24 protein-coding genes are annotated in these 20,699 nt (G+C 54.3%); 13 read left to right on the top strand and 11 right to left on the bottom strand.

The annotated features are described in order from the left end of the window. Positions 1-288: 288 nt before the first annotated feature. Entirely contained in the window at positions 289-1,671 is a 1,383-nt protein-coding gene (locus tag K6123_RS17460; RefSeq protein ID WP_221800090.1) for a surface lipoprotein assembly modifier, read from the top strand. A 12-nt stretch (positions 1,672-1,683) separates the two neighbouring features. Further along, positions 1,684-3,438, top strand: a complete 1,755-nt coding sequence (locus K6123_RS17455) for a FecR family protein (protein ID WP_221800088.1) — start codon at positions 1,684-1,686, stop codon at positions 3,436-3,438. An 18-nt stretch (positions 3,439-3,456) separates the two neighbouring features. Here K6123_RS17455 and K6123_RS17450 read toward each other — a convergent pair whose 3' ends face one another. The 8 genes from K6123_RS17450 to K6123_RS17415 all read right to left on the bottom strand — a co-directional run bounded on the left by K6123_RS17450 (position 3,457) and on the right by K6123_RS17415 (position 10,449). Next, on the bottom strand, positions 3,457-5,661 hold the full coding sequence (locus tag K6123_RS17450; protein ID WP_221800086.1) for a CHASE2 domain-containing protein: 2,205 nt from the start codon (positions 5,659-5,661) through the stop codon (positions 3,457-3,459). Between the two features lie 163 nt (positions 5,662-5,824). Next, a complete protein-coding gene (locus tag K6123_RS17445; RefSeq protein WP_221800084.1) occupies positions 5,825-6,127 on the bottom strand; it encodes a hypothetical protein in 303 nt (100 codons plus the stop codon). Positions 6,128-6,168: 41 nt separating this feature from the next. Beyond that, positions 6,169-7,329 (bottom strand): glycosyltransferase family 4 protein, encoded by a 1,161-nt coding sequence (locus K6123_RS17440; RefSeq protein ID WP_221800082.1) that lies wholly within the window; start codon positions 7,327-7,329, stop codon positions 6,169-6,171. Between the two features lie 221 nt (positions 7,330-7,550). Continuing rightward, positions 7,551-8,261 carry a GAF domain-containing protein gene (locus K6123_RS17435; RefSeq protein WP_221800080.1) on the bottom strand — a complete coding sequence of 237 codons (711 nt, stop codon included), beginning with the start codon at positions 8,259-8,261 and terminating at the stop codon, positions 7,551-7,553. A gap of 355 nt (positions 8,262-8,616) precedes the next feature. After that, entirely contained in the window at positions 8,617-9,042 is a 426-nt protein-coding gene (locus K6123_RS17430) for a CBS domain-containing protein (RefSeq protein WP_221800078.1), read from the bottom strand. Between the two features lie 38 nt (positions 9,043-9,080). After that, positions 9,081-9,329 (bottom strand): DUF4404 family protein, encoded by a 249-nt coding sequence (locus K6123_RS17425; RefSeq protein WP_221800076.1) that lies wholly within the window; start codon positions 9,327-9,329, stop codon positions 9,081-9,083. A gap of 290 nt (positions 9,330-9,619) precedes the next feature. Further along, entirely contained in the window at positions 9,620-10,129 is a 510-nt protein-coding gene (locus K6123_RS17420; RefSeq protein ID WP_221800075.1) for a hypothetical protein, read from the bottom strand. 119 nt (positions 10,130-10,248) lie between these two features. Beyond that, positions 10,249-10,449, bottom strand: coding sequence for a DUF2788 domain-containing protein (locus K6123_RS17415; RefSeq protein ID WP_221800072.1), 201 nt, complete (start codon positions 10,447-10,449; stop codon positions 10,249-10,251). A 72-nt stretch (positions 10,450-10,521) separates the two neighbouring features. Between K6123_RS17415 and K6123_RS17410 the strand changes: the two genes are divergently transcribed. The 5 genes from K6123_RS17410 to K6123_RS17390 all read left to right on the top strand — a co-directional run bounded on the left by K6123_RS17410 (position 10,522) and on the right by K6123_RS17390 (position 14,665). Next, complete coding sequence (locus K6123_RS17410; protein WP_221800070.1) at positions 10,522-11,634, top strand: NAD(P)/FAD-dependent oxidoreductase; 1,113 nt, start codon at positions 10,522-10,524, stop codon at positions 11,632-11,634. A gap of 334 nt (positions 11,635-11,968) precedes the next feature. After that, on the top strand, positions 11,969-12,172 hold the full coding sequence (locus tag K6123_RS17405; protein WP_221800068.1) for a hypothetical protein: 204 nt from the start codon (positions 11,969-11,971) through the stop codon (positions 12,170-12,172). 176 nt (positions 12,173-12,348) lie between these two features. After that, entirely contained in the window at positions 12,349-12,798 is a 450-nt protein-coding gene (locus tag K6123_RS17400) for a hypothetical protein (RefSeq protein ID WP_221800066.1), read from the top strand. A 129-nt stretch (positions 12,799-12,927) separates the two neighbouring features. Beyond that, positions 12,928-14,130, top strand: a complete 1,203-nt coding sequence (locus tag K6123_RS17395) for a glycosyltransferase family 4 protein (protein WP_221800065.1) — start codon at positions 12,928-12,930, stop codon at positions 14,128-14,130. Beyond that, positions 14,081-14,665: a phosphatase PAP2 family protein gene (locus tag K6123_RS17390; RefSeq protein ID WP_221800062.1), complete on the top strand. Its 585-nt coding sequence runs from the start codon at positions 14,081-14,083 to the stop codon at positions 14,663-14,665. Before K6123_RS17395 ends, K6123_RS17390 begins: the two co-directional genes overlap by 50 nt. Before the next feature lie 21 nt (positions 14,666-14,686). On the opposite strand, the gene dinB is transcribed toward K6123_RS17390, so the two are convergent. Continuing rightward, positions 14,687-15,721, bottom strand: coding sequence for a DNA polymerase IV (gene dinB, locus K6123_RS17385; RefSeq protein WP_246624874.1), 1,035 nt, complete (start codon positions 15,719-15,721; stop codon positions 14,687-14,689). A gap of 243 nt (positions 15,722-15,964) precedes the next feature. Here dinB and K6123_RS17380 point away from each other — a divergent pair, with 243 nt between their 5' ends. The 5 genes from K6123_RS17380 to K6123_RS17360 all read left to right on the top strand — a co-directional run bounded on the left by K6123_RS17380 (position 15,965) and on the right by K6123_RS17360 (position 18,574). After that, positions 15,965-16,324: a HopJ type III effector protein gene (locus tag K6123_RS17380; RefSeq protein ID WP_221800060.1), complete on the top strand. Its 360-nt coding sequence runs from the start codon at positions 15,965-15,967 to the stop codon at positions 16,322-16,324. Between the two features lie 14 nt (positions 16,325-16,338). Beyond that, entirely contained in the window at positions 16,339-17,019 is a 681-nt protein-coding gene (minC, locus tag K6123_RS17375) for a septum site-determining protein MinC (protein ID WP_221800059.1), read from the top strand. Positions 17,020-17,040: 21 nt separating this feature from the next. Further along, entirely contained in the window at positions 17,041-17,847 is an 807-nt protein-coding gene (gene minD / locus K6123_RS17370) for a septum site-determining protein MinD (protein ID WP_221800058.1), read from the top strand. Position 17,848: 1 nt separating this feature from the next. Next, entirely contained in the window at positions 17,849-18,100 is a 252-nt protein-coding gene (gene minE, locus K6123_RS17365; RefSeq protein ID WP_221800057.1) for a cell division topological specificity factor MinE, read from the top strand. 96 nt (positions 18,101-18,196) lie between these two features. Next, on the top strand, positions 18,197-18,574 hold the full coding sequence (locus K6123_RS17360; RefSeq protein WP_221800056.1) for a peptidylprolyl isomerase: 378 nt from the start codon (positions 18,197-18,199) through the stop codon (positions 18,572-18,574). Positions 18,575-18,578: 4 nt separating this feature from the next. Here the strand turns inward: K6123_RS17360 and K6123_RS17355 are convergent, their stop codons facing one another. Beyond that, a complete protein-coding gene (locus K6123_RS17355) occupies positions 18,579-19,643 on the bottom strand; it encodes a zinc-binding metallopeptidase family protein (protein ID WP_246624873.1) in 1,065 nt (354 codons plus the stop codon). A gap of 23 nt (positions 19,644-19,666) precedes the next feature. Beyond that, positions 19,667-19,846 carry a hypothetical protein gene (locus tag K6123_RS17350; RefSeq protein WP_221800054.1) on the bottom strand — a complete coding sequence of 60 codons (180 nt, stop codon included), beginning with the start codon at positions 19,844-19,846 and terminating at the stop codon, positions 19,667-19,669. 173 nt (positions 19,847-20,019) lie between these two features. On the opposite strand from K6123_RS17350, the gene K6123_RS17345 reads away from it, so the two are divergent. Further along, the gene (locus tag K6123_RS17345; protein ID WP_221800052.1) at positions 20,020-20,673 is read left to right on the top strand and encodes a 2OG-Fe(II) oxygenase; all 654 of its coding nucleotides are present in this window, start codon (positions 20,020-20,022) and stop codon (positions 20,671-20,673) included. The last annotated feature ends 26 nt before the right edge of the window (positions 20,674-20,699 follow it).

Here is a 20,699-nt window from a genome sequence, read left to right as displayed (position 1 = left end):
CTTGTTCTTGAGTCCACAATAACAGCACGCCGTCGGGGCTATTTGACCTAAATCAAATCCAATCCCGCAGTCGCTGGTGAAAAAACACGCTTTTGATTCATATCAAATACCGGCCACCTGAGCCGGTTTCATCCGCTATTCTTCATAAAAACGTCGCCATCTGGCAGGGCTGTTGCTGTAACGTCAGCTTGCGGTGCACCATTGGTACTGTATAGTTTTGTCAGAGCTGGTCTGCGCACAGGGAAGTTATTAGAGGGACCAGTACGGGGCTCAATATGAGGACAGCCCATGAACAAATCTTGTCGCTATCTGTTCAGTGCCAGCCTGCTGGCCATATCCGCCTCCGCCATACCAGTCACAAGGCTGCTGGCTGCAGAAATTGCCACGCCTCTGCCTGCCGCAGACTCTCCAACCACGCCGACAGCAACAGACGTTAGCATGGCGACGCTGGTCGCAGCCGTTCGAGCCAGGCAGTTTGAACTTGCCTATCAACAGGCGCTCCAGCTGCTGGCAGACAATGAAGGCGACGAAAACTTCGACGTTCTGTATGGCACCGCCGCAATGGAAACCGGCCATTATGCGGACGCCCTGTTCGTCTATGAACGTCTGGCTCTGATGCATTCAGACAACCCCAGATATCGTTATGAGCAAGCCAGGGCCCGCTATCACAACGGCCAGCTCGACAGTGCCGAAGCAGAGTTCCGGCTGCTTGCTGCAATGACCTTGCCGCAAGCGGTCAGCCAGTCGGTGCAACAATATCTGCAGCAGATCCAGCAAAGCCGAAAAACACCTGAACGTTTTCGGCCGTATGGCCTGCTGCTGACGGCGACCGGCTATGATAACAACACCAACAGCGCTACCGATGTCCGCGAAGTCGAGCTGTTTGGCGGTCAGCTCACCGCCTATCTCAACAATGATCAACGCGCACGCCACTCAGGCTATTTCCGCCTGCACTCGGCCCTCGGTCTGGCAACCCGTTTACAGGCCGATCGATATATGGACACCAGCCTGCAATTCAGCCGCAAGGACAACTATGGCGACGATGACTACGATCTTGATGTCGCCCAGCTTGGCGCCCGGCTGATTCAGCTGACAACCAATCACCAGTTCAATCTGGAAGCCGGTTACCGTTATATCTGGCTCAGCCGCCAGGGCTATCAGGACACCATTGGGCTGCGGCTGAAATGGACTGGCTGGACCCGCTCGCACTGGCAACCACTCGCAGGACTAAGCCTCTACTCACACGACAATCGTCTCAATGATGAAGCCGATGCGCTGCAGCCAGAGCTGGAAAGTGGCATCCGTTATCTGACGCAAACGCTGCAGCTGGAACTGCTGCTGAAAGCCAGCCACGACATCGCTGACAACCAGTCACATCTGGCACGGGACTCAGCGGGCGCTGAAAGCCGCCTCAGCTGGCAAGTCAACAACAAGCTGAAACTGGGTCTGCAGGCCTCCTATCGGCAGACCCGCTATCAAAACCCACCGGTGATTGAGCCAGACCAGACCCGCCTCGAACATCTCAGCAGCGCTGGCACCAGTGGCCAATATCAGCTACTGCCGTGGTTACAGATGCAAGGCCAGCTCAGCTACTTCCGCAACCACAGTAATCTGGAAGTCTATCAATACAACCGCATGCTGATAGAGGCTGGCCTGTCGGCCAGTTTCTGACCGGAGGCTGCCATGATGTCCCTGTATAAAAATCACCTGATCAAGTCCCTGGTCAATCACATCCCGCTGCTCGTTCTGTTGATGACGGCTGCGTACACCAGCCAGGCCAATGAGATTGCCGGCAAGGTCATCATGGCCCGCGGTGAGACCATCGCCACTCATCCACAGCACGGCCAACGTCAGCTACAACGTCGCTCTGACGTGTTGCAGGGCGATACGCTACACACAGGAGCTGATGGCCGTTTGCAGGTGCGCTTCAACGACAATGCCTTACTGGCATTAACTGAAAACAGCCAGATGGTGATCAGGAGCTATCAGCCACAGCCAGCGAATAGCCCACAGCCAGAAGTACTGATGGAACTGATTGAAGGCGGCTTCCGTACCATTACCGGTAAACTCGGAAAAAGCACCGAGTCCGCTTATCGGGTCGAAACCCCGCTTGGCAGCATTGGCATTCGGGGCACCCACTACGAAGCCAGACTGGTTGGCAGACAGCTGCTTGTGGGCGCCTGGAACGGTACGATTTCACTGACCACCCGACTGAACAGTTTGCTGTTGGGGGCCAGTGGCCAATATCGCTTTGCCCGTATCTATATGGATGGCCGCATCCAGCCATTGTCCAGCGCCCCGGCGGAGCTGGAAACACAAACCGGCAGCACGCAAGGCAGCAGTGATAACGATGAAAACAGTGAAAACAGCGCCGAAGACAACAGTTCCGAAGAGACTGGCTCAGACACATCAGATGATATTGACGCCATCACGGACGACAGCACAAATACCGAGCTGGAAGACACTGACGAAATCGCTTCACCTCTGGATAAAACCGAAGACAGTAGTAACGAAGACAGCTTCGAGCTGGTCACAGACGATCATACCCCGGACGACAACAGCGACAATGAACTCACCAGCCCCGACAGCCGCCTCAGCTATGCAGAATACCAGGCATTTCTGCAAAGCCGTCGTGTCGGGGTAATCAATATTGCCGGTGAAACCCGTATCGGAACCATGATTCTGGCCGAAGATGGCCAGCCGGTATTTATTTCCCTCAATGACAGCGGCCAGCTGGACGTGGTGCGTTATCAGGGCGACAGCAGCCTGATTGAGCAACCTGACCCGACGCTGGATTTGTTCTGGGGACGCTGGAACGCCGATGCCGACGACCCGATTCTGGTGTTCCCGGATGAAGACAGCGACGCCAGCACGGATACTGCGCTGGCGGAAACCCGTGTCTGGATTCTCTCAGCCCCCGTCAACACAACGGCAGCAAGTACAACCCAAACCACCACTACCCAAATCACCACAGTCACACCAATTGAACTGACCGACACCGCCATCTGGGTTTACGGCACACCAACCAGTCTCAGTGATATTCGCGAGCAAAGCGGTACTGTTCGTTTCAGTGGCGATCAGGCCATTGGCCTCGACAGCCTGGGGCAGTCGCTCTCCAGCGCCAGTGGCCAGTTTGATCTCGACTTCAACACTGGCGTGATCACCAACGGCCAGTTAAATGCCAGCTTCGGTACGACGGGCACAGACCAATGGCAGATTCAGTTTGATGGTGACATCCAGTCATCCGGCGTTAATACGCCTTATGCAGAGATGAACATCTTGCAAGGGAATCACGGCGAACTGGGGGTTGATACGAACAACAGCAGTTTTGCCGGTTTTCTGGTTGGAGAGGATGCCGCAGGCTTTGCCGGTGGCTTTGAATTGCTCGACAGCAACGCCAACAGCGCCACCGGCGCGGTCTTGTGGCAGCAGCAATAAGCTGCGACTGCCTGCCAATCAGGACTTGGCTGAATGGTTGAAGCTGCCGTCCCAATTGGCTGGCGGCAGTTGCTGCCACTGCAACAGGCGCTCGATATAACGCTGGTACAGCGGCCTTGGGGTCGCCTGCTGCAGCTCTTCAAACGCCTGCCGGGCAGAAGCCCAGTTGGCGCTGAAGTAAAAGGCCAATGCGACCTGATGCTGCTGCAGCTCCTGCCGTGCTTCCGGGCTGATATCCGCTTCCAGCCCCAACGGTTCGTAGATATCCACCACTTCCGCTTTCCCTTTTACCCGAATACGATCGACAAACCGGTAACTGAATGCCAGTGCCTGCTGGCGGGTGCGTTCGGAAACCAGGATATCAGCCCCATAAAAGCGGCATAACGCTTCCAGCCGCGAGCCAAGATTCACCGCATCGCCCAACACGGTGTAAGCACGTCGATAGGCGGAGCCCATGTCGCCAACGTTCATCGAACCCGTGCTGATGCCAATGCCTGCACGCACAACCGGCCAGCCACGTTGGCGAAACTCCGGCTCCAGCCCGGCACAGCAAGCCTGCATTGCCAATGCGGCGGCCACTGCGTGACTGGCATGATGGCGGTCTTCCAGCGGTGCTCCCCAGAACGCCATCACCATATCACCCACGTATTTATCGATGGTCGCTTCGTGATCAAACAATACCCGCGACAGTGGCGTGAAATAGCTGTTCAGCAGCTGCTTCAGCTCGGTTGCAGACAGTCCTTCAGAGATACTGGTGAATGAACGAATATCGCTGAACAGCACCGTCATCTCGCGGGTTTCGCCCTGAAACTGGTAGGCATCGGGATCGGCCAGCATTTTTTCGATATGGGCGGGCGGTACATACTGATCAAACATTTGCTTGAGCCGGCGCTTGTCACTGTTTTCATGCACAAAGCCATAACCGAGATTGAGCACCACCAGCATCAGCGCCAGCAGCAGCGGCGCTGCCATCGGCAAGTCCAGCCCCTGCCGCCATAACCAGCAGTTACAGCCAACCAACACCAGCAGCAGCCCAAAGCTCCAGCCAATCGCCCGTAACGGCCGCATCCCAGGCAACAGCAAGGACAACAGCAAACCCGTCAGCAACAAGCTAAACAGGGTTGCACCAGCTTCCCACTCGGGCCGGTAAGGGAAACTGCCGTGTAACAAGGTATCCAGCACATTGGCATGCACCTCAACACCGGGGAACTGGGCGCCTACCGGTGTCGCCCGTAAGTCCACCAGCCCGGCAGCACTGGTGCCGATCAGGACGATTGCGCCCTCCAACAACTGCGGCTGCGCCAGCTGCCCGCGCACCACATCCACAGCTGACACATACGGATAACTGCCTTTGGGGCCGTGATAAGGAACAATAACCTGACCAAACATATCCAGCCGCGCCTGCAGACCGGCAAAGCGGATTGCGCGAGGAACCGGCACATCAGCAATCAGCACGGTTTCCAGATCAACCCGCCAGTCGAGCAAATAGGTCAACGCCAGTGCCAGCGACAGTGATGGATAGAGGTCATCGTTATGACGAGCAATCAATGGCGTCCGGCGGATTGAACCGTCGCTATCCGGGAAGGTCGATACAAACCCCGAACCGGCCGCCGCTTGCTGAATCAACGGCAGGGTTGCGGTATAGGAATCAAAGCTGATCAGTGTAGGCGGGATCACTTCCAGATTAGCGAGCTCTTCAGGCAAGGCGCCGGTGCTGCTGATATCCGCAGCACTGAAGAAAAATCCGCTGACCACATCCAGCCGGTTCATGCTGTTTGCCAGCGCCTGATCGGCTTCCAGCACAGCACCCTGACTGCCACCCGGCAGCTGTTGCCGTTGTTCTGCAGTGAGACTGTGTAACCAGCGATGCAGATCTGAATCCTCCGCTTCAGACAGCACCATATCCAGCCCGGCAACGGCAGTGCCGTAGTCGGCCAGCTGATCGAACAATTGCGCCATCGTTACCCGACTCCAGGGCCAGCGCCCCAGTGCGGCTATTGAGCGCTCATCAATATCCAGTATGACGATACGGGCAGTATCAGAGGTTGCGGGCATGACGGGCAGCAGATCAAAGCGCCAGTCGTAGAAAAGATATTCCAGTCGCTGCAGCCAATCACGCTGACTGGCAGGCAATGAAGCGTACAACAGCACCAGAACGAAGGTGAGGAGTATCCCTGCATAGACAGGGATACGTTTACCGGAAAGCAGTCGTTTGGCAATCAAGCGGGCGTATCCTTTTATGATCCTGAATCCCAGCGGATGCCTTGTTAATGGTAGTGTCTCGTGGCGACAACCACAGGACAAAAAACGACAAATGCACCAAAACCACTAGAAAACAGCAAAAACAGCTGGAATACGCACCATTTATTGCCAACATATATGCGGATTAACCGCTAACGATACGCCCCCGATAGACTCTGGTGGATGGCCCAATACGCTCCCGGTCGTCAATCATGACGCTGGAACCGCGATAGGTTTTGAAGCCATCAGACTGTCCAGCCGGTTCCGTGGTTGGTAAAAATTCCTCAATTAATACCAGCAAATCATGGCTGACCCCACTGGATACAAGGAGTCTGAGGTCCTTTTCCAAAGTCGGTGAGTCGTAATGAACAACGTAGTTCTGCTCTTCTTTCGCCAGTCGCTTTATTTTTTGTAGTAGCGCGATACTGTTGCGGTTGAATTCAACCATTATGGTTCCCCCCTATTGGTCTGGGGAAACCGTTGCAACCCTCATACCAAGCTACTGGAAACCCGGGAGGAATGCTGTCGGGCCAGCGCCAGATGCTGCTCCAGCTGATGACCAAACTGCTGTGCCACACTCTCCCAACTCAAGGCCTCAGCCGTCATCCGGGCTTGTTGGCCCACCGGCAGTAAATCCTGCTGTAGCAGCGAATCCACCGCACTAATAAAAGCGGCATTATTGTCCGGCTCCGCCAGCGCACCGTTATGACCGGTTCGGATATGCAAATGGGCTGCAGCCATATCAAATGCCACTACCGCAATACCGCTGGCCAATGCCTCCAGCGTCACCAGACCAAAGGTTTCTGTCAGGCTGGGAAACACAAACAAATCCGCCGAAGCAAAATGACGGGCCAAAGCTTCGCCGGTCTGAATACCGGCAAAGATAATATCCGGATGACTGACTTCAATTTGCTGGCGCAGCGGACCATCACCGACCATCACCAGTTTGAGTCCGGCATGTTGCTGCTTCAACTGCTCATAAGCCTCAATCGCCAGCGGAATATTTTTTTCGGCAGCGATACGGCCAACATACAGCATGACCCTCTCGTCTGAACCCGCTCCCCACTGCTGCCTCAATCCGCTACTGCGATGACCGGGATGAAACAGTTCGCAGTCGACGCCATGGGGCAATACATGCACATTGTGAAAATCACTGGCCGAGAGAAAATCAGCCACTTCCTGTGACGGCACCAGCGTTGCAGCGGTACGATTATGAAAGCGGCGCAGCCAATTCAGGGTCAGTGTCTTGACCCAACCCAGACCATAATAACTGCTATAGCGATGAAAATTGGTGTGGAAAGCACTAAGCACCGGAATCTGTCGAGCCAACGCCAGCTTCAACGCCGAGTTGCCCAGCGGACCTTCAGTCGCAATGTAGATAATTTCCGGCTGAAAACGATCCCAGGCCTGACGAATCAGACCGCTGCAAGGCAAGCCTATCTGCAAATCCGGATACATGGGAATGGTCATGCCAGTACACCAGATTTCCTCAACTTCGGGCTGCCAGTCAGAACGCGGACGAGTCCGGATCAGCTGCACCCGGAATTCGGCCGGATCAAGCGCACCAATGAGCTGACGGAGGGAGTTGGCAACGCCATTAACATCCGGAACATAGGTTTCCGTGACGATACAGATTCTACGCGGGGCCATACATCAATCGCTCTGGCTAAATTGAACCAGTGTGCCAGCCGCAGAGTGACATTTTGATGAAGCAGTGAGCAGCAAGTCAGAAAGGACACCCGCCATACGGATGCAAACCTGCAACAATATAGACCAGTGCACAGAACATCATTCCGGACACCAGCAGATGCACCAGCGAACAGGTAGTGGTGCCGGAAGGCACCACTAACGAACCTGCGCCAGTATTAAAATCAGTGAGTCAGTTCGACGTCACCGTCTTCACTGAGCTTGGCCAGGCGGTAACGCAGCTGACGCGGAGTCAGACCCAGTACCTTGGCGGCCATGGTTTTGTTGCCATTACACTTTTCAATGGCAGCATTGATGTCACCCAGTTCGTCCTGCTGAACGCGCTGGTATGGACGGGCATACAAGGTCTTGAAGTTTGGTACGACCTGAGTGGCCAGAATCTGGGCAATCTGCGCACCCATGCAGTGCACGAATGACAGTTCCAGATTATCCAGCTGGGCACCACGCAGATCCATTACCAGCACAGCAAGAACGGATTGACGCAGCATCAGCGGCACCAACAAACAACGATCCTGGCCAGTCAGCGAGCAGGAACCTGGATTAACAGCTTCCGGACGCTCACTGCCTTCCTTGATCACCAACCATTCACGTGACTCAAACTGACGGCACAGCGCATGTTGCACAGCAAAGCTGTAAACACCGTTGCTAACACCGGTAGAGCAGTATTGAGCCTTGAAGCGACTTGGTGAATCCGGCATGGCAATCGAAACATTGCGCAGCTGGGTGGTTTCGGCGATCAGCATCAGCAAGCGTTGCACGCTTTCCTCATCCTGATAGCGGCCTTCGATAATTTCAGTCAGGCCAGACAACCAGCTGGTAGCAGCAATAGCGGTCTTTGGCATGCGGTAATCTTGAATATCAGCGATTTTATACATGGGCAGGTCCTCCTTTACCTGTACTATCGCAAAGACCGTACCAGCTATTGGCGTCATTGACCAAAAAACGCCAACATCCCAAATTTGAACCTGTTTTTTCCTTATTCCGGCATTTTTCCCTGCTAAGAAAGGGGTTTTCCTGGTTCTGGTCAGAAAATCGACCCCGGCTAAAGTTGACCTCAAATGATCAATAGACGAACGCGGTCTCAATTAATGCACTCAAAACGACCAAAAAGTATCACAAAGCAGGCAATTCAGTTTCAAAAGAGTGCACCTGACTCAGAACTATTGACAAACCGTCGGAAAGGAAAATAACCAGCAAGGAATGATGCGCCAGCGGCGCATCATCAGGGACTCAGGCTACGCCTGGATCATCATCAGGCAGATATTCGTTGCGCAGCCATTGGGCAAAAAAGCGGCAGGCATCATGGGCGGTCAGAATCCCCGCCAGTTTGTCGTGCTTCATTACAATGACTGCACTAAGGCCTTCGTCGGCCATTCCGGACAGCACAATATCCAGCCGGGTATGCAGATCAATGCTGGCAAAACGGCGGCGACAAAGATCGCCAGCGGTCAGCTCTTCCAGCCCTTCATGTTCATGGCCAGGCGTTTGAGCCAACTTCAGCTCTTCCCGACTCAGCAATCCCACCACATCATTGCCACACATGACCGGCAAGTGATGGCAGTGATGCTGCTCCATCAAAACAGCGGCCTGCTCCAACGGAGCATCTTCATTTACATGAACGGGAAAGGCGGTCATGACTTCGGTGATTGTAGGCATGTGACGCATCATCTACCTCCTTAACACTCTAAACCGGGTCAAACACCAATACGGCCAAGGGTATCAACGATTTGTCTGAGGATTGCAGACAAGGTCGGATGATCCTGCTCGAACTCCACTGCCATACGCTGCATGCCTTCCGAAATATCCTGGTTATCGGTCAATTCAATGACTTCGATATCCTCAACAATCTGGCGCAGCAAGGCGGCAGACTCGGCGTCGAGATCCGGGTTGTTGGTCAGCTCCTGATGCAGTTGCTGCAGTTGTTCTTTCAGTACTTCGCTCATATCCGTGTCCTCTTTTTCTTCAGTCTAGAAGAGCGGGCTTTTAATTCCCATGACCTGATACCTGTTTGCAGCACAATTGCCACGCCAGAATCAGTATAGCCAACGCGTCAGCAAGGCTGTTGCCACTCTGAATCAAACAGGTGTCAGATACAAGACTGTCGAACGAGTTCGCCTGAACAGACGATCAGCGGGGGAGATTGTGAAATGGGCTGAGCCAGCCAAATAAAGTATTCAGACTGCCCATTGAGACAGGGCAGCACTGACATGATTGCCGCTATTGGTCGCAGAGATTAATAGGTGGCCTGACAGAAAACAGGCATGCTACAACTATCACCCAGTTCACGAACCCCGGCAAAATTGGCGAAATCGCCGATGTACAACAAAGGGGTGTGCGTCAGATCCAGCAGCTTCAATTCAGACGCAATCAAACGCAGGGCATTCAACAACAGACTGTGACTGCCAACCAATGGTACCCAGGCTTCATTTTTACCGGACATATTTCGCAACACGCCCAGCAGCGCCGACGCGTATTCACCCAAACTGCGGGTTGAATCTATATAGACGAAGTTCAATGTCTGGGCCAACGGCAGGCGATAATAATTCACCATGTGAACCGCCATTGGCATCAGTTTTTCCGCCAACACCTGGCCGCGGGAGTCTCCCTCCAGATCGTCACCGGAGTCCGTTTCACCACTGGTATCGACCAATCGGAACTGCCATTGTGCAGCACCTTTCTTGCGATTCTTTTTCTCGGCAGGAGCCGGTGAATACAGGCTTCCCAATCTTTGTACAGCTTCCATTATTCCTCCAGGGCATTGGTTGCCAACCAGAGCCACACCACTTGCTTTTCACTTGTTAAAAAGATCCAAGCATAAGCAATGCCAACTAGAGGAATACGGTGAAAAACGAGCAATAATGCTTACATATCGAGTACTTCGACCAATACCGTTTTAATAATGAAACCCAGCATGCCCAGTCCCAGTGCAAAAAACAGCACAGCCATCCCAAATTTGCCCGCCTTGGAACGCTTGGCCAAATCATAAATAATGAACATCATAAAACCGATCAGCACGGTAATGCCGATCGTCATGGCAACATCTTCAAATTGCCCTGCATTCATGCCGAGACCCTCAACTGCACCTGAAATAGAAGGTCGGCAATCCTATCAAATAGACCGGACTCTCGCACTGACATGAACAAGGACTTCGACGTCTGTATTATTGGCGCAGGGGTAATCGGCCTGGCCATCGCTGCCCGGCTGTCGCGTCGCTATTCGATTGTGGTCGTGGAACAACACGCTCGGCCGGGTACAGAAACCAGCGCTCGTAACAGCGAGGTAATCCATGCCGGGCTTTATTACCCGCCAGGTACGCTCAAGGAAAGTCTGTGCCTGCGTGGCAAACAACTGCTTTACGATTACTGCCAGCAACGCCATATCGATCACCGGCCAATTGGCAAACTGATCGTCAGCCCGGTGAAAGACCATCCCAGACTGCAGCATCTGGAAACAACCGCAGCACGTCTGGCGGTACCGCTTCAACGTCTGAGCCAGCGTGAAATTAGTACCATGCAACCGGGAATCAAGGCTGCCGAAGCCTTGCTGTCGCCGACCACCGGCATTATCAACAGTGAACAACTGATGTTGGCCTTGCAGGGCGAGGCCGAATCGAATCAGGCCATCATTAGCCTGCATACCCGATTTGAGCGAGCCGTTCGGGCAAACGATCTGTGGCAACTGGAACTGCACACTACTGACGGCCCGTTCCGGATTCACAGCCAGTATCTGATCAATGCTGCCGGACTGTCCGCCACCGATATCTATAACTACTGCCAGCCAGACGACACAACCAGAGTGGATCTTTATCCAGCTCGTGGCCACTATTTCAGTTATCAGGGCGGCCACCCATTCCGCCAGCTGGTGTATCCATTACCCGAACCTGGGCTGGCCGGTCTGGGCATTCATGCAACACTGGATCTTGGTGGTCGGCTACGTTTTGGCCCCGATGTCGAGTACCTGACCAACCAACAATTGCAGCAAGCTGACCGCTATCAAGTCAGTCCCGCCCGCAAGCAGGCATTTACAGAGGCCATCCGCCAATACTGGCCAGGTCTGGATGCCAGTCGACTGATGCCAGACTACGCCGGTATTCGTCCCAAAATCAGCCCACCTGCTGGCCCGGCAGCAGACTTCGATATCCGCCGCGACCCACAACCAGGACTGTTTCATTTATTGGGAATTGAAAGCCCCGGCCTGACCAGCAGCCTGGCAATCGCCGAGTATCTGGAGCAAGAGCTGGCGGGATAAACAGGATCCAGCATAAAGACACAATAGAAATATGGTTTTTATCAGTACCATTGGCGTATTTGCAGGTACACTCACTAACCGTATGGTTAAATCACTGACAGGCAGTATTGGTGACTAGCGGATAAATTGTCAGTTTGTTTATTACTTGAAGCATCAGGAATCAAACGCATATAGTCAAAGCACTGCTAGGCTTATTACGAATCTTGTAAATAACCCATACCTATTCAGGGTTATTCATAAGTTCTTTGCAAGGTGATAAATGATTATTTAAGTATCAGGAGTCTTGATGATTGAGCCTTTGCCTGCGCCACGAACGACATGCTATGAGGGAAACGTGAGCACAATCGTGTCAACAGAGATGTTGTTGCCCGTCACCTGTGACCACTGTGAATGCGATACGGACTTCAGCCTTGGCGTGCTGAAACAGCTGTCCCGCATCAGTTGCGGTCATTGTGGCCACAGCCGTCATTTCACCGCGATCGAATTTGATGTTCTGAAGCTGGTTCTGGCTAACGCCGGATTCCATTTCCGCGACTGACAGCGGCAGAATATCCGCGGCAGATAGTTGCCACAGCGTCGAAGACGACGCCATGAAAAACACTCAAGCCATTGTATTTAAATAGATTTTTTAAAATGGCATTGTATCTGCAGTAACTCCGTAAAGAAGCATTTTCACGCTTCCATTGCCGCATCGCCGACATCCCGGAGTTACCTATGTTGCTTGGATCACTGACCAGCTACCTGCAAAACCAGGCCAATACACCGCTTAACGACAGCGAACAGGTGCAACAATCCGCTGCAGTTGCCAAACCAGCCAACTCCGGCATCAGCGACAATGGCCAGGCTGATTACCAGCCTTCCACCCGCGCCATCCTGATCAGTGCAATTGCCACCGATGTTGACGTCACCACCCTGCCTGCAGACCAGCTTGGCCAGCTGCAACAAACCCTGCAGCAATACGGTTTGATCAGCCAGAAAGATCTCACTGCGTTCACACAGCTAAGGCTCAGCATGACCGAAACGTCCAACAACGCCCTCGAAGCGCTCGACCAGCTGGCTAACCGCGAACAGCCGTACCAGAGCCAGCAGGCGCTGAAGCGGGTACAAACCATTTTTCACAATCTCAATTCAGCCCATCAGGAACTCAATCCGGCAGCGGCATAATTGGCAGGTCATATTTTGCCTGCCAGGCGGTGTTCCAGCCCCGATTCACCCGAATGTCACGCTTCATTCAAGTAACTGTCACACTGCAACTGCATCTTTGATCGTCAAAGATAAAGAATGTAGTGAGATATGAACGACGGGCCAAAACGCGTCAGTATAGTGACTGAAACCTTCGCTCCGGAAATCAACGGAGTTGCCCACACGCTGGCACAACTGGTGGCTGGCATGCAGGCCCTTGGCATTGAAGTTCAGGTAATCCGCCCGGCCCAGCACCGCAATGACAAGTCGTTCCACGAGCCACTGCTGCAAACAGTGACCTTGCCTGGCCTGCCAATCCCCGGCTACAAGGAACTCAGATTCGGAATTCCTTTTACCGGTCGTATTTCAAGCGCACTGAAACGCTTCCAGCCCGATGCTGTTTACGTTGCCACCGAAGGCCCCATGGGCTATTCCGCTGTGCGTGCCGCCAAAAAGGCGGGCATTCCGGTATGGAGCGGCTTTCACACCAACTTTCATCAGTACATTGAGCACTACCGCCTGAAAGGACTGGAAAAAATCGCCTACCGCTACCTGCGTTATTTCCACAACCTGACCGACGGTACTTTGGTGCCAACCCGGCTGCAGCGTGACCAGCTGGAAGCCCATGGATTTCACAATGTGCAGGTGTTGTCGCGCGGCGTAGATAGCCAGTTATTCAACCCGGAGCGCCGCAGTGAACCCCTGCGACGCAGCTGGGGTGCTACCGAAAGTGATCTGGTGCTGCTCTATGTTGGCCGTATCGCCGGTGAAAAGAATATGGAACTGGCGCTGAGTTCCTATCGCCGTCTGCGTAATGCCGACGAGCGAGTCAAACTGGTGCTGGTCGGCGACGGCCCGGAATTGCCAGCCATTCAGGCCCAGTACCCGGAAGTCATCTGTTGCGGCATGCAGCGCGGTGAAGCCCTCGCGACCCACTACGCCAGTGGCGATATTTTTCTGTTTCCCAGCAAGACCGACACCTTCGGCAATGTGGTTACCGAAGCCATGTCGAGCGGCCTGGCGGTGGTCAGTTTTGACTATGCCGCAGGCCACGAACATATCCGCTCCGGTCACACCGGCATGCTGGCCCCGTTTGGCGAAGATGAAGCTTTCCGTCAGCAGGTCGAAACTCTCTCCGACAGCCCCAACCTGCTCACCCGTATTCGTTGGCAAGCCCGCCAACACGCGCTTGGCATCAGCTGGTCGAGCATTGTTGATGAGTTTGTCCAGCGCTTTGGCGCTCCTACAGAAAAGGTAACTAACGATGGCAATCGCAAAGCAGTTACAACCAAAAACCGCGCTTCTGTTCAATAAGGCCGATCAGTTCGAACTGCGGCTCTGCCAGGCACTTAACCGACTCGGCTTCCACCGTTCGGTAAGACTGTTTTTCAAAGCAATCAGCCGCGCCGGTGATGGCGTGTTCTGGTATTCGCTGGGACTGATGATGCCGCTGGTATACGGCCTTGAAGGACTGGCGGCACTGGGCCATATGACGGTACTTGGACTGCTGTGCATCGCCATTTACAGCCAGTTGAAAAACCGTCTGGTACGTCAGCGGCCGTTTATTTCGTTTGAGGCTATCTGTGCTCACACCGCGCCTCTGGATCTTTACAGTTTCCCGTCCGGCCACACCATGAATGCCGTCAATTTTGCCGTGATGTGCTGCTGGTTCTTTCCGGAGATGAGCTGGCTGGTGGTGCCATTTGCGGCTCTGGTGGCGGTATCCCGCGTGATCCTGGGTATGCACTACCCGACCGACGTACTGGTCGGCGCATTGCTGGGTCTGGTGCTGAGCTTTGGTTCTTTTGCGCTCTGGCCTGCTGGTATGTTCTCGTTTATCTTCCAATAAGAATCGGGGGATGGGCGTCTGTCAGAACAGCCGTCCCTGGGCTGGATCATCCGTCACCTTGCGGGCACCAATGCCCAACAAACGAACCTTCTTGTCCTGCCGTTTGAGCGCTTGCTGTAACAGCGCTTCAAAACCGGCGAAGTCGGCCTTGCCATGACAGTCAGCCATGGTCGTCTGGCTGAAATCGGCAAATTTGACCTTCACAAACGGCTGCAGCCGTTCACTGCTCCAGGCGGCACTGGCCAGCCGTTCATTCCAGCGTAACCAGAGATCGGGCAAATGCACCAGGCAGGCCTCTGAAGTGGCAATATCCTGCCGGAAAGTACGCTCGACACTGATAGATTTACGCTCCCGTTCAGGTTTCAGAGGCCGCTCATCAATGCCACGGCAACGATCATGCAACACCGCGCCCATACGGCCGTAATGATGTATCAGCTTGGCCAGTGACAATTCCCGAAGCTGCTCACAGTACTGAATACCATCTGCCTGCAGCTTTTCCTCCAGCCGAGGGCCCACACCGGGAATCGCCCTTACCTTCAGCGCCCGCACAAAATCATCGACCTGATGCAGCTGTACCCAGGTAAGGCCGTCTGGCTTGTTAAAATCACTGGCGACCTTGGCCAGAAAACGGTTGGGCGCCACACCTGCAGATACCGTCACGCCTACTTCACGAGCAACGTCGGCGCGAATCTGTTCAGCAATTGCTACCGCCTGTTCAGGTTCAGCAACTTCCAGATAGGCTTCATCGACGGAGACCTGTTCCATCACGGTAGCGTAACGGCCAATGATCGCCATGATCTGGCGGGAAGCGGTTTTATAGCGGTTCATGTCACCACGCATCATCACCAGCGACGGACACAGCTGCAGCGCCCGTGCCGACGGCATCGCCGAACGTACACCGTACTGGCGAGCAATATAGTTACAGGTCGACACCACCCCACGACCGGCCGGATCACCACCAATCGCCAGCGGCACGGCCCGTAAGGCCGGGTTATCACGCATTTCGACCGAGGCAAAAAAACAGTCACAATCAATATGAATCACCTGACGTATCATGTCTTTTACCTCCCGAATACGGTTACAGCCAACCAATGCCAATACTGTACAAAAAAACAGTATCAGACTTTATCCTGACAGGCTAGCCCCGAATTCTCATACCCATGATGTCCTCTGACTCACTCACCGACCTGCGGTTGTGGCGAAAAACGTCCACTACAGGCCGTTTTGGCCCCTTGTTCCATAGCCTTGCCGTGGCCATGGTGGTAGCCTCGCAGCTTCAGTAAACAGGAAATATTGACCGTGAGTGATTTCGCAACAGCCCTGCACAGCTTCCTTGAACAATTGCCACAGGCAGATTTTGAATTTGCAACTACGCTTGCTTTTATTGAGCAATGGTACGACTTCACAGCAACCGGTTTTCAAAACGGTACACTGCGTAACGAAGCAGACCAGAATCAGGGATCTTGCAGGGTGCTGGCAATGGCCACCAGCGCAGGTCTGAGCAACGAGCAGACATTGTTGTGTTTTGGTGAACATTACCGGGATGTACTGGCAGCGCCTGCTGGCGATAGCCACCAGAATATTCGTCAGCTGCAACAACAGGGTCTGCAAGGTGTCGAATTCGACCAGTTTCCACTGACGGCCAAACAACACAGTTAATCGACGTGATCGAAATGAAAACCGGAATGGTGCCGCTAACCACCATTCAACTACACAGTACGGATCTGAACGCCCTGCAGGATGAGCTGAGCCGTCGTAAAGCAGAGGCGCCGGCATTGTTTGCAGGCTTGCCCTGCCTGTTATCCCTGGCCGACTTGCCGACCGATGTTGCAGGCTTGCAACAACTGGTCAGTCTGTTACGCCAACACGGGCTGGCGCTGATTGGCGTGCGCAGTTGTCCGGCCGAATTGGCCACGGAGCTGGCGTCGTTACAGCTGGCCGATTTTGGTCAGGCCAGCCGCCCTCCCCGCAGCAAGCCTGCTGAGGAAACGCCGGATAAAAGCACGACCGATGAGTCAGGCTGCCGCCGGGCCGTCAAGGTTCACGAAGGCAACGTCCGCTCTGGCCAGCAACTTTACTTCGATGGTGACCTCTACATCATCGGCATGGTCAGTCCTGGCGCCGAAGTACTGGCAACCGGCGATATTCATGTGCTGGGTGTGTTACGCGGCAAGGCATTGGCAGGCATAAAGGGATCACCGGATGCGATAGTCAGCTGTGTGCACTTCGACGCCCAGCTGGTAGCCATTGCCGGGCACTATCAATTGTTTGAAAATGGACACGCGCTCACCAACCAGAGCGTTCTGGTACGTCTGGATGACGACCAGCTGGTAATCAAGGGCGCGGAAAAGTAAGCAACTTGCAGGATAACCACCTTGGCAAAGATCATTGTTGTGACCTCCGGTAAAGGCGGGGTCGGTAAAACAACCACCAGTGCAGCATTCGCATCAGCACTGGCGATGAAAGGACACAAAACGGTCGTTATCGACTTTGACGTGGGCCTGCGTAACCTCGATCTGGTGATGGGCTGTGAACGCCGCGTTGTTTACGACTTTGTTAACCTGATTCAGGGCGAGTCATCGCTTTCCCAAACCCTGATCCGGGATAAAAAACTCGAAAACCTCTACGTTCTGCCAGCCTCCCAGACCCGTGACAAGGACGCCCTCACCATTGAAGGCGTTGAACGGGTATTAAATGACCTGGCCGAGACCTTCGACTTTATTGTCTGTGACTCGCCAGCCGGTATTGAACACGGTGCCCAGATGGCACTGTATTTCGCCGAAGAAGCCATCATTGTGACCAACCCGGAAGTCTCGTCCGTCAGAGACTCCGACCGCATCATCGGTATTCTGCAGAGCAAGTCCCGTATGGCTGCCGAAGGCAAGAGCGTCAAGGAGCACCTGCTGCTGACCCGCTACAACCCGGCGCGGGTTGAACGGGGTGAAATGCTGTCAGTACAGGACGTTGAGGAAATTCTGGCGATTCCGCTGCTGGGCGTGATTCCGGAATCCGAAGCCGTATTGAAAGCCTCTAACCAGGGGGTTCCGGTCGTCCACTACGCCGAATCCGATGCAGGTCAGGCCTACGAAGATGCGGTTGCACGCTATCTTGGCGAGAACCGCCCACACCGTTTCCTTGAGAAGCAGAAAAAAGGCTTCCTGAAGCGGGTCTTTGGAGGTTGATATGAGCTTGTTGGATATGTTCCGCAAGGAAGAGAAAACCTCCGCATCGGTGGCCAAGGAACGCTTGCGGGTACTGGTTGCTCATGACCGCCTGCGCAACAACGGCCCGGACTATCTGCCCCAGCTGGAGCGCGATATTCTGGCGGTGATTCGTAAATACGTAGAGGTCGGCGACGACGATGTTTCCGTGCAACTGGAAACCCAGGGGCAAACCTCGATTCTGGAATTAAACGTCACCCTGCCTGACGACTGATCCAACACCCGATCCTGTCCGGCAAAGCCAGTAAACCGGACTACACTGGAAGCAGTCATTACGACCTTTATTTCCAGGCCGGACAGGAGCCCTTGCATGCAACCCAACACTGCCCGCATCAGTATTCAGCATATTCTGGTACGTAACGGCGAGCTTGCCCGCCAGTTGCATCAGGAGTTGTTAGCCGGTGCTGACTTTGCAGCCATCGCCAGTGAATATTCTGTTTGTCCCAGCAAGGAACAACAGGGCCATTGTGGCAAGCTGGCAATCGACGACCTGCCCACCACCATTCTGCAAGCTCTGACACCGCTGTCCGAAGATGTCCAACAATCCGCCTCACAGCAAACGGATTCACAGAACAACCTGTACCCGGCACCGGTACAAAGCAGCTTTGGCTATCACCTGCTGAAAGCCACCGAACGCCTGCCGCGTTCACTGCTGGCAGACGAAGAGGTCAGCGAGCCGGAAGCCTGATCACTCAGGCTTTGCGAATCCCGGCCAGCTCCGCCAGCACTTCCAGAAACGCCGTACAGGCACCCAGATCAGCGGACTCATTCATGGTGTGATAAGCCGTGGTCGGAATCTGCAAGGTCGTGCCATCTACAAGCCCGCCCGACGCTGCCACAATCCGCCCCAGCTCGGTACTACCGAGTGACTTGGGAGGTAAACCGGCGGCCGCCAGCTTGCGGTTTTCGCCGTCGATGTAGCTGTCCTTGAAGTTGTAACTCAGCTGCAGGCGTTCACACACCTGCCGCAGGGTTTCGGTCAGTTCAACGTTAAACGAGGCATTGGCATCCCGATGACGCAACACCAGCTGCTGCTGATTGGCCAGCTCGACGGTGCCATAAGGGCTGGTATCAACCACCACCAGCTGGTTGGTGGTGCCACCAAAGCGGCGGAACCATTCGAGTAAATAACGCCAGGAACGACCGGCTTCTTCCTGAGCGGTAAAAAACGCCGTGCCCTGGAAACCCAGCTCGAACAGATACACCAGCATGGCGGCGGTCAGCACGTTATCCAGCTGACCGCACAAACGACCATTTTCGGTTCTCAGCTTGTCCTGGAAGGCCACTGGCGTACCGGCAACCAGATGTGACATGTCGCTGAGTTCAAAAATCAGGTTGTTACGGAACGGACAGATATAGGCGTTCACTATGCGCCCCTGACCACGGTAAGCGCCGGACCAGGGGTCATAGGCGAACACACCTTCGTCAGCGAAACGGTCAACGATCTGCAGCATCAATTCTTCTGACACCGAGTTGCCGAGCAAGTCTGACCGTCCACCCGACACAAAAGCCGCATACTGGAATTCGTTGGGGCCGGTACAAATCAGGCCATGGCGATCAATGTGCGCTGAAAACATCAGCGACATCGGATCGTTTCCCTGAGCCACCAGCACCCCTTCGTACCAGGTTACCCGGGCACCCCGGTCTTCCAGCTCGCGTTGGAGGATCCGGAAAAACGAATGCTCGGCACCCACCACAGATGGACTGCGAATCAGGCTTTTAAGAATATCCAGTAGTGACGAAGGCAGCGTGTTCAATAGCAGGAGTTCCTCTTCCGGTATTAGTAATCAGGGAAATCAACGTCAAAGCCCAGCATCTCTGCCAGCCGCTTACGTTCTATGATGGATTCAGCATGGCGTTTCTTGCGCTCATAATCAGCACTTTTGCCGCGGGCTACACGTTTGATTTCGCTGGATTCTTCCAGTTCAGACGGATCCGCGTCATCAAGGATCTCAGGCATAATAATCTCCTCTCAACAGACTCGAAGGTAAATGTTGTCTTCAATTCGCTATGTACGACCTCTATCGCCCGCCGCAAAGCGAATTCTTATGATCGTATCGATCTGAATATTTTGATGTAAATCAAGCAGATTCACGGGCAGATTGCGCGCTTTTGCCCGCCGGAATCCTGCCCATGCCAAGCTCCGCTTTTGACTACATCGCTGACCAGCTGCGTGCATGTGGACTGGCGATTTGCACCGTCAACAGTAACGACGCCGACTGCAGCGCGCTGGCACCACTGGCAGCACAACTGCGCGAACGGGTGCTGGCGCTGGGTGAACAGGAAATGCAGCTGGCTGGCACTGGCCGTCAGCAGGACTTCCAGCTCAACCGGGATATTCGCCGCGACCGCATTCATTGGCTCAGCGCCGATAACAGCGCCGAACAGGCCTGGCTGGGGCATATGGAAGCACTGCGAGTGCACCTCAACCGTAGTCTGCTACTGGGACTGTTCAGCTACGAGGGTCACTTCGCCCACTATCCACCCGGCGCTTTCTACAAAAAGCATCTCGACGCCTTCCGCGGCCAATCCAACCGCGTCCTCACCACGGTGTTCTACCTTAACCCGGACTGGCAACCTGAGAACGGTGGTGAGCTGCTGATTTATCAGGACAACGATCACGATGACCTGCGCTCAAAAGTGCTGCCGGAAATGGGCACCCTGGTGACCTTCCTCAGTGAAGACTTCCCCCACGAAGTACTGGCTGCCGAACGCGACCGATACAGTATCGCGGGCTGGTTCCGCCTCAATAACAGCCTTAATGGTCATATTGATCCGCCCAGATAAAGCCGTCGAAGAGACTGTCAACTTTG

The sequence above is a fragment of the Oceanobacter mangrovi genome (assembly GCF_019740315.1).
Lineage (GTDB): Bacteria > Pseudomonadota > Gammaproteobacteria > Pseudomonadales > Oceanobacteraceae > Oceanobacter > Oceanobacter mangrovi.
Note: the sequence above shows the minus strand (reverse complement) of the source record. Positions and strands in the feature narration are given on the sequence as shown.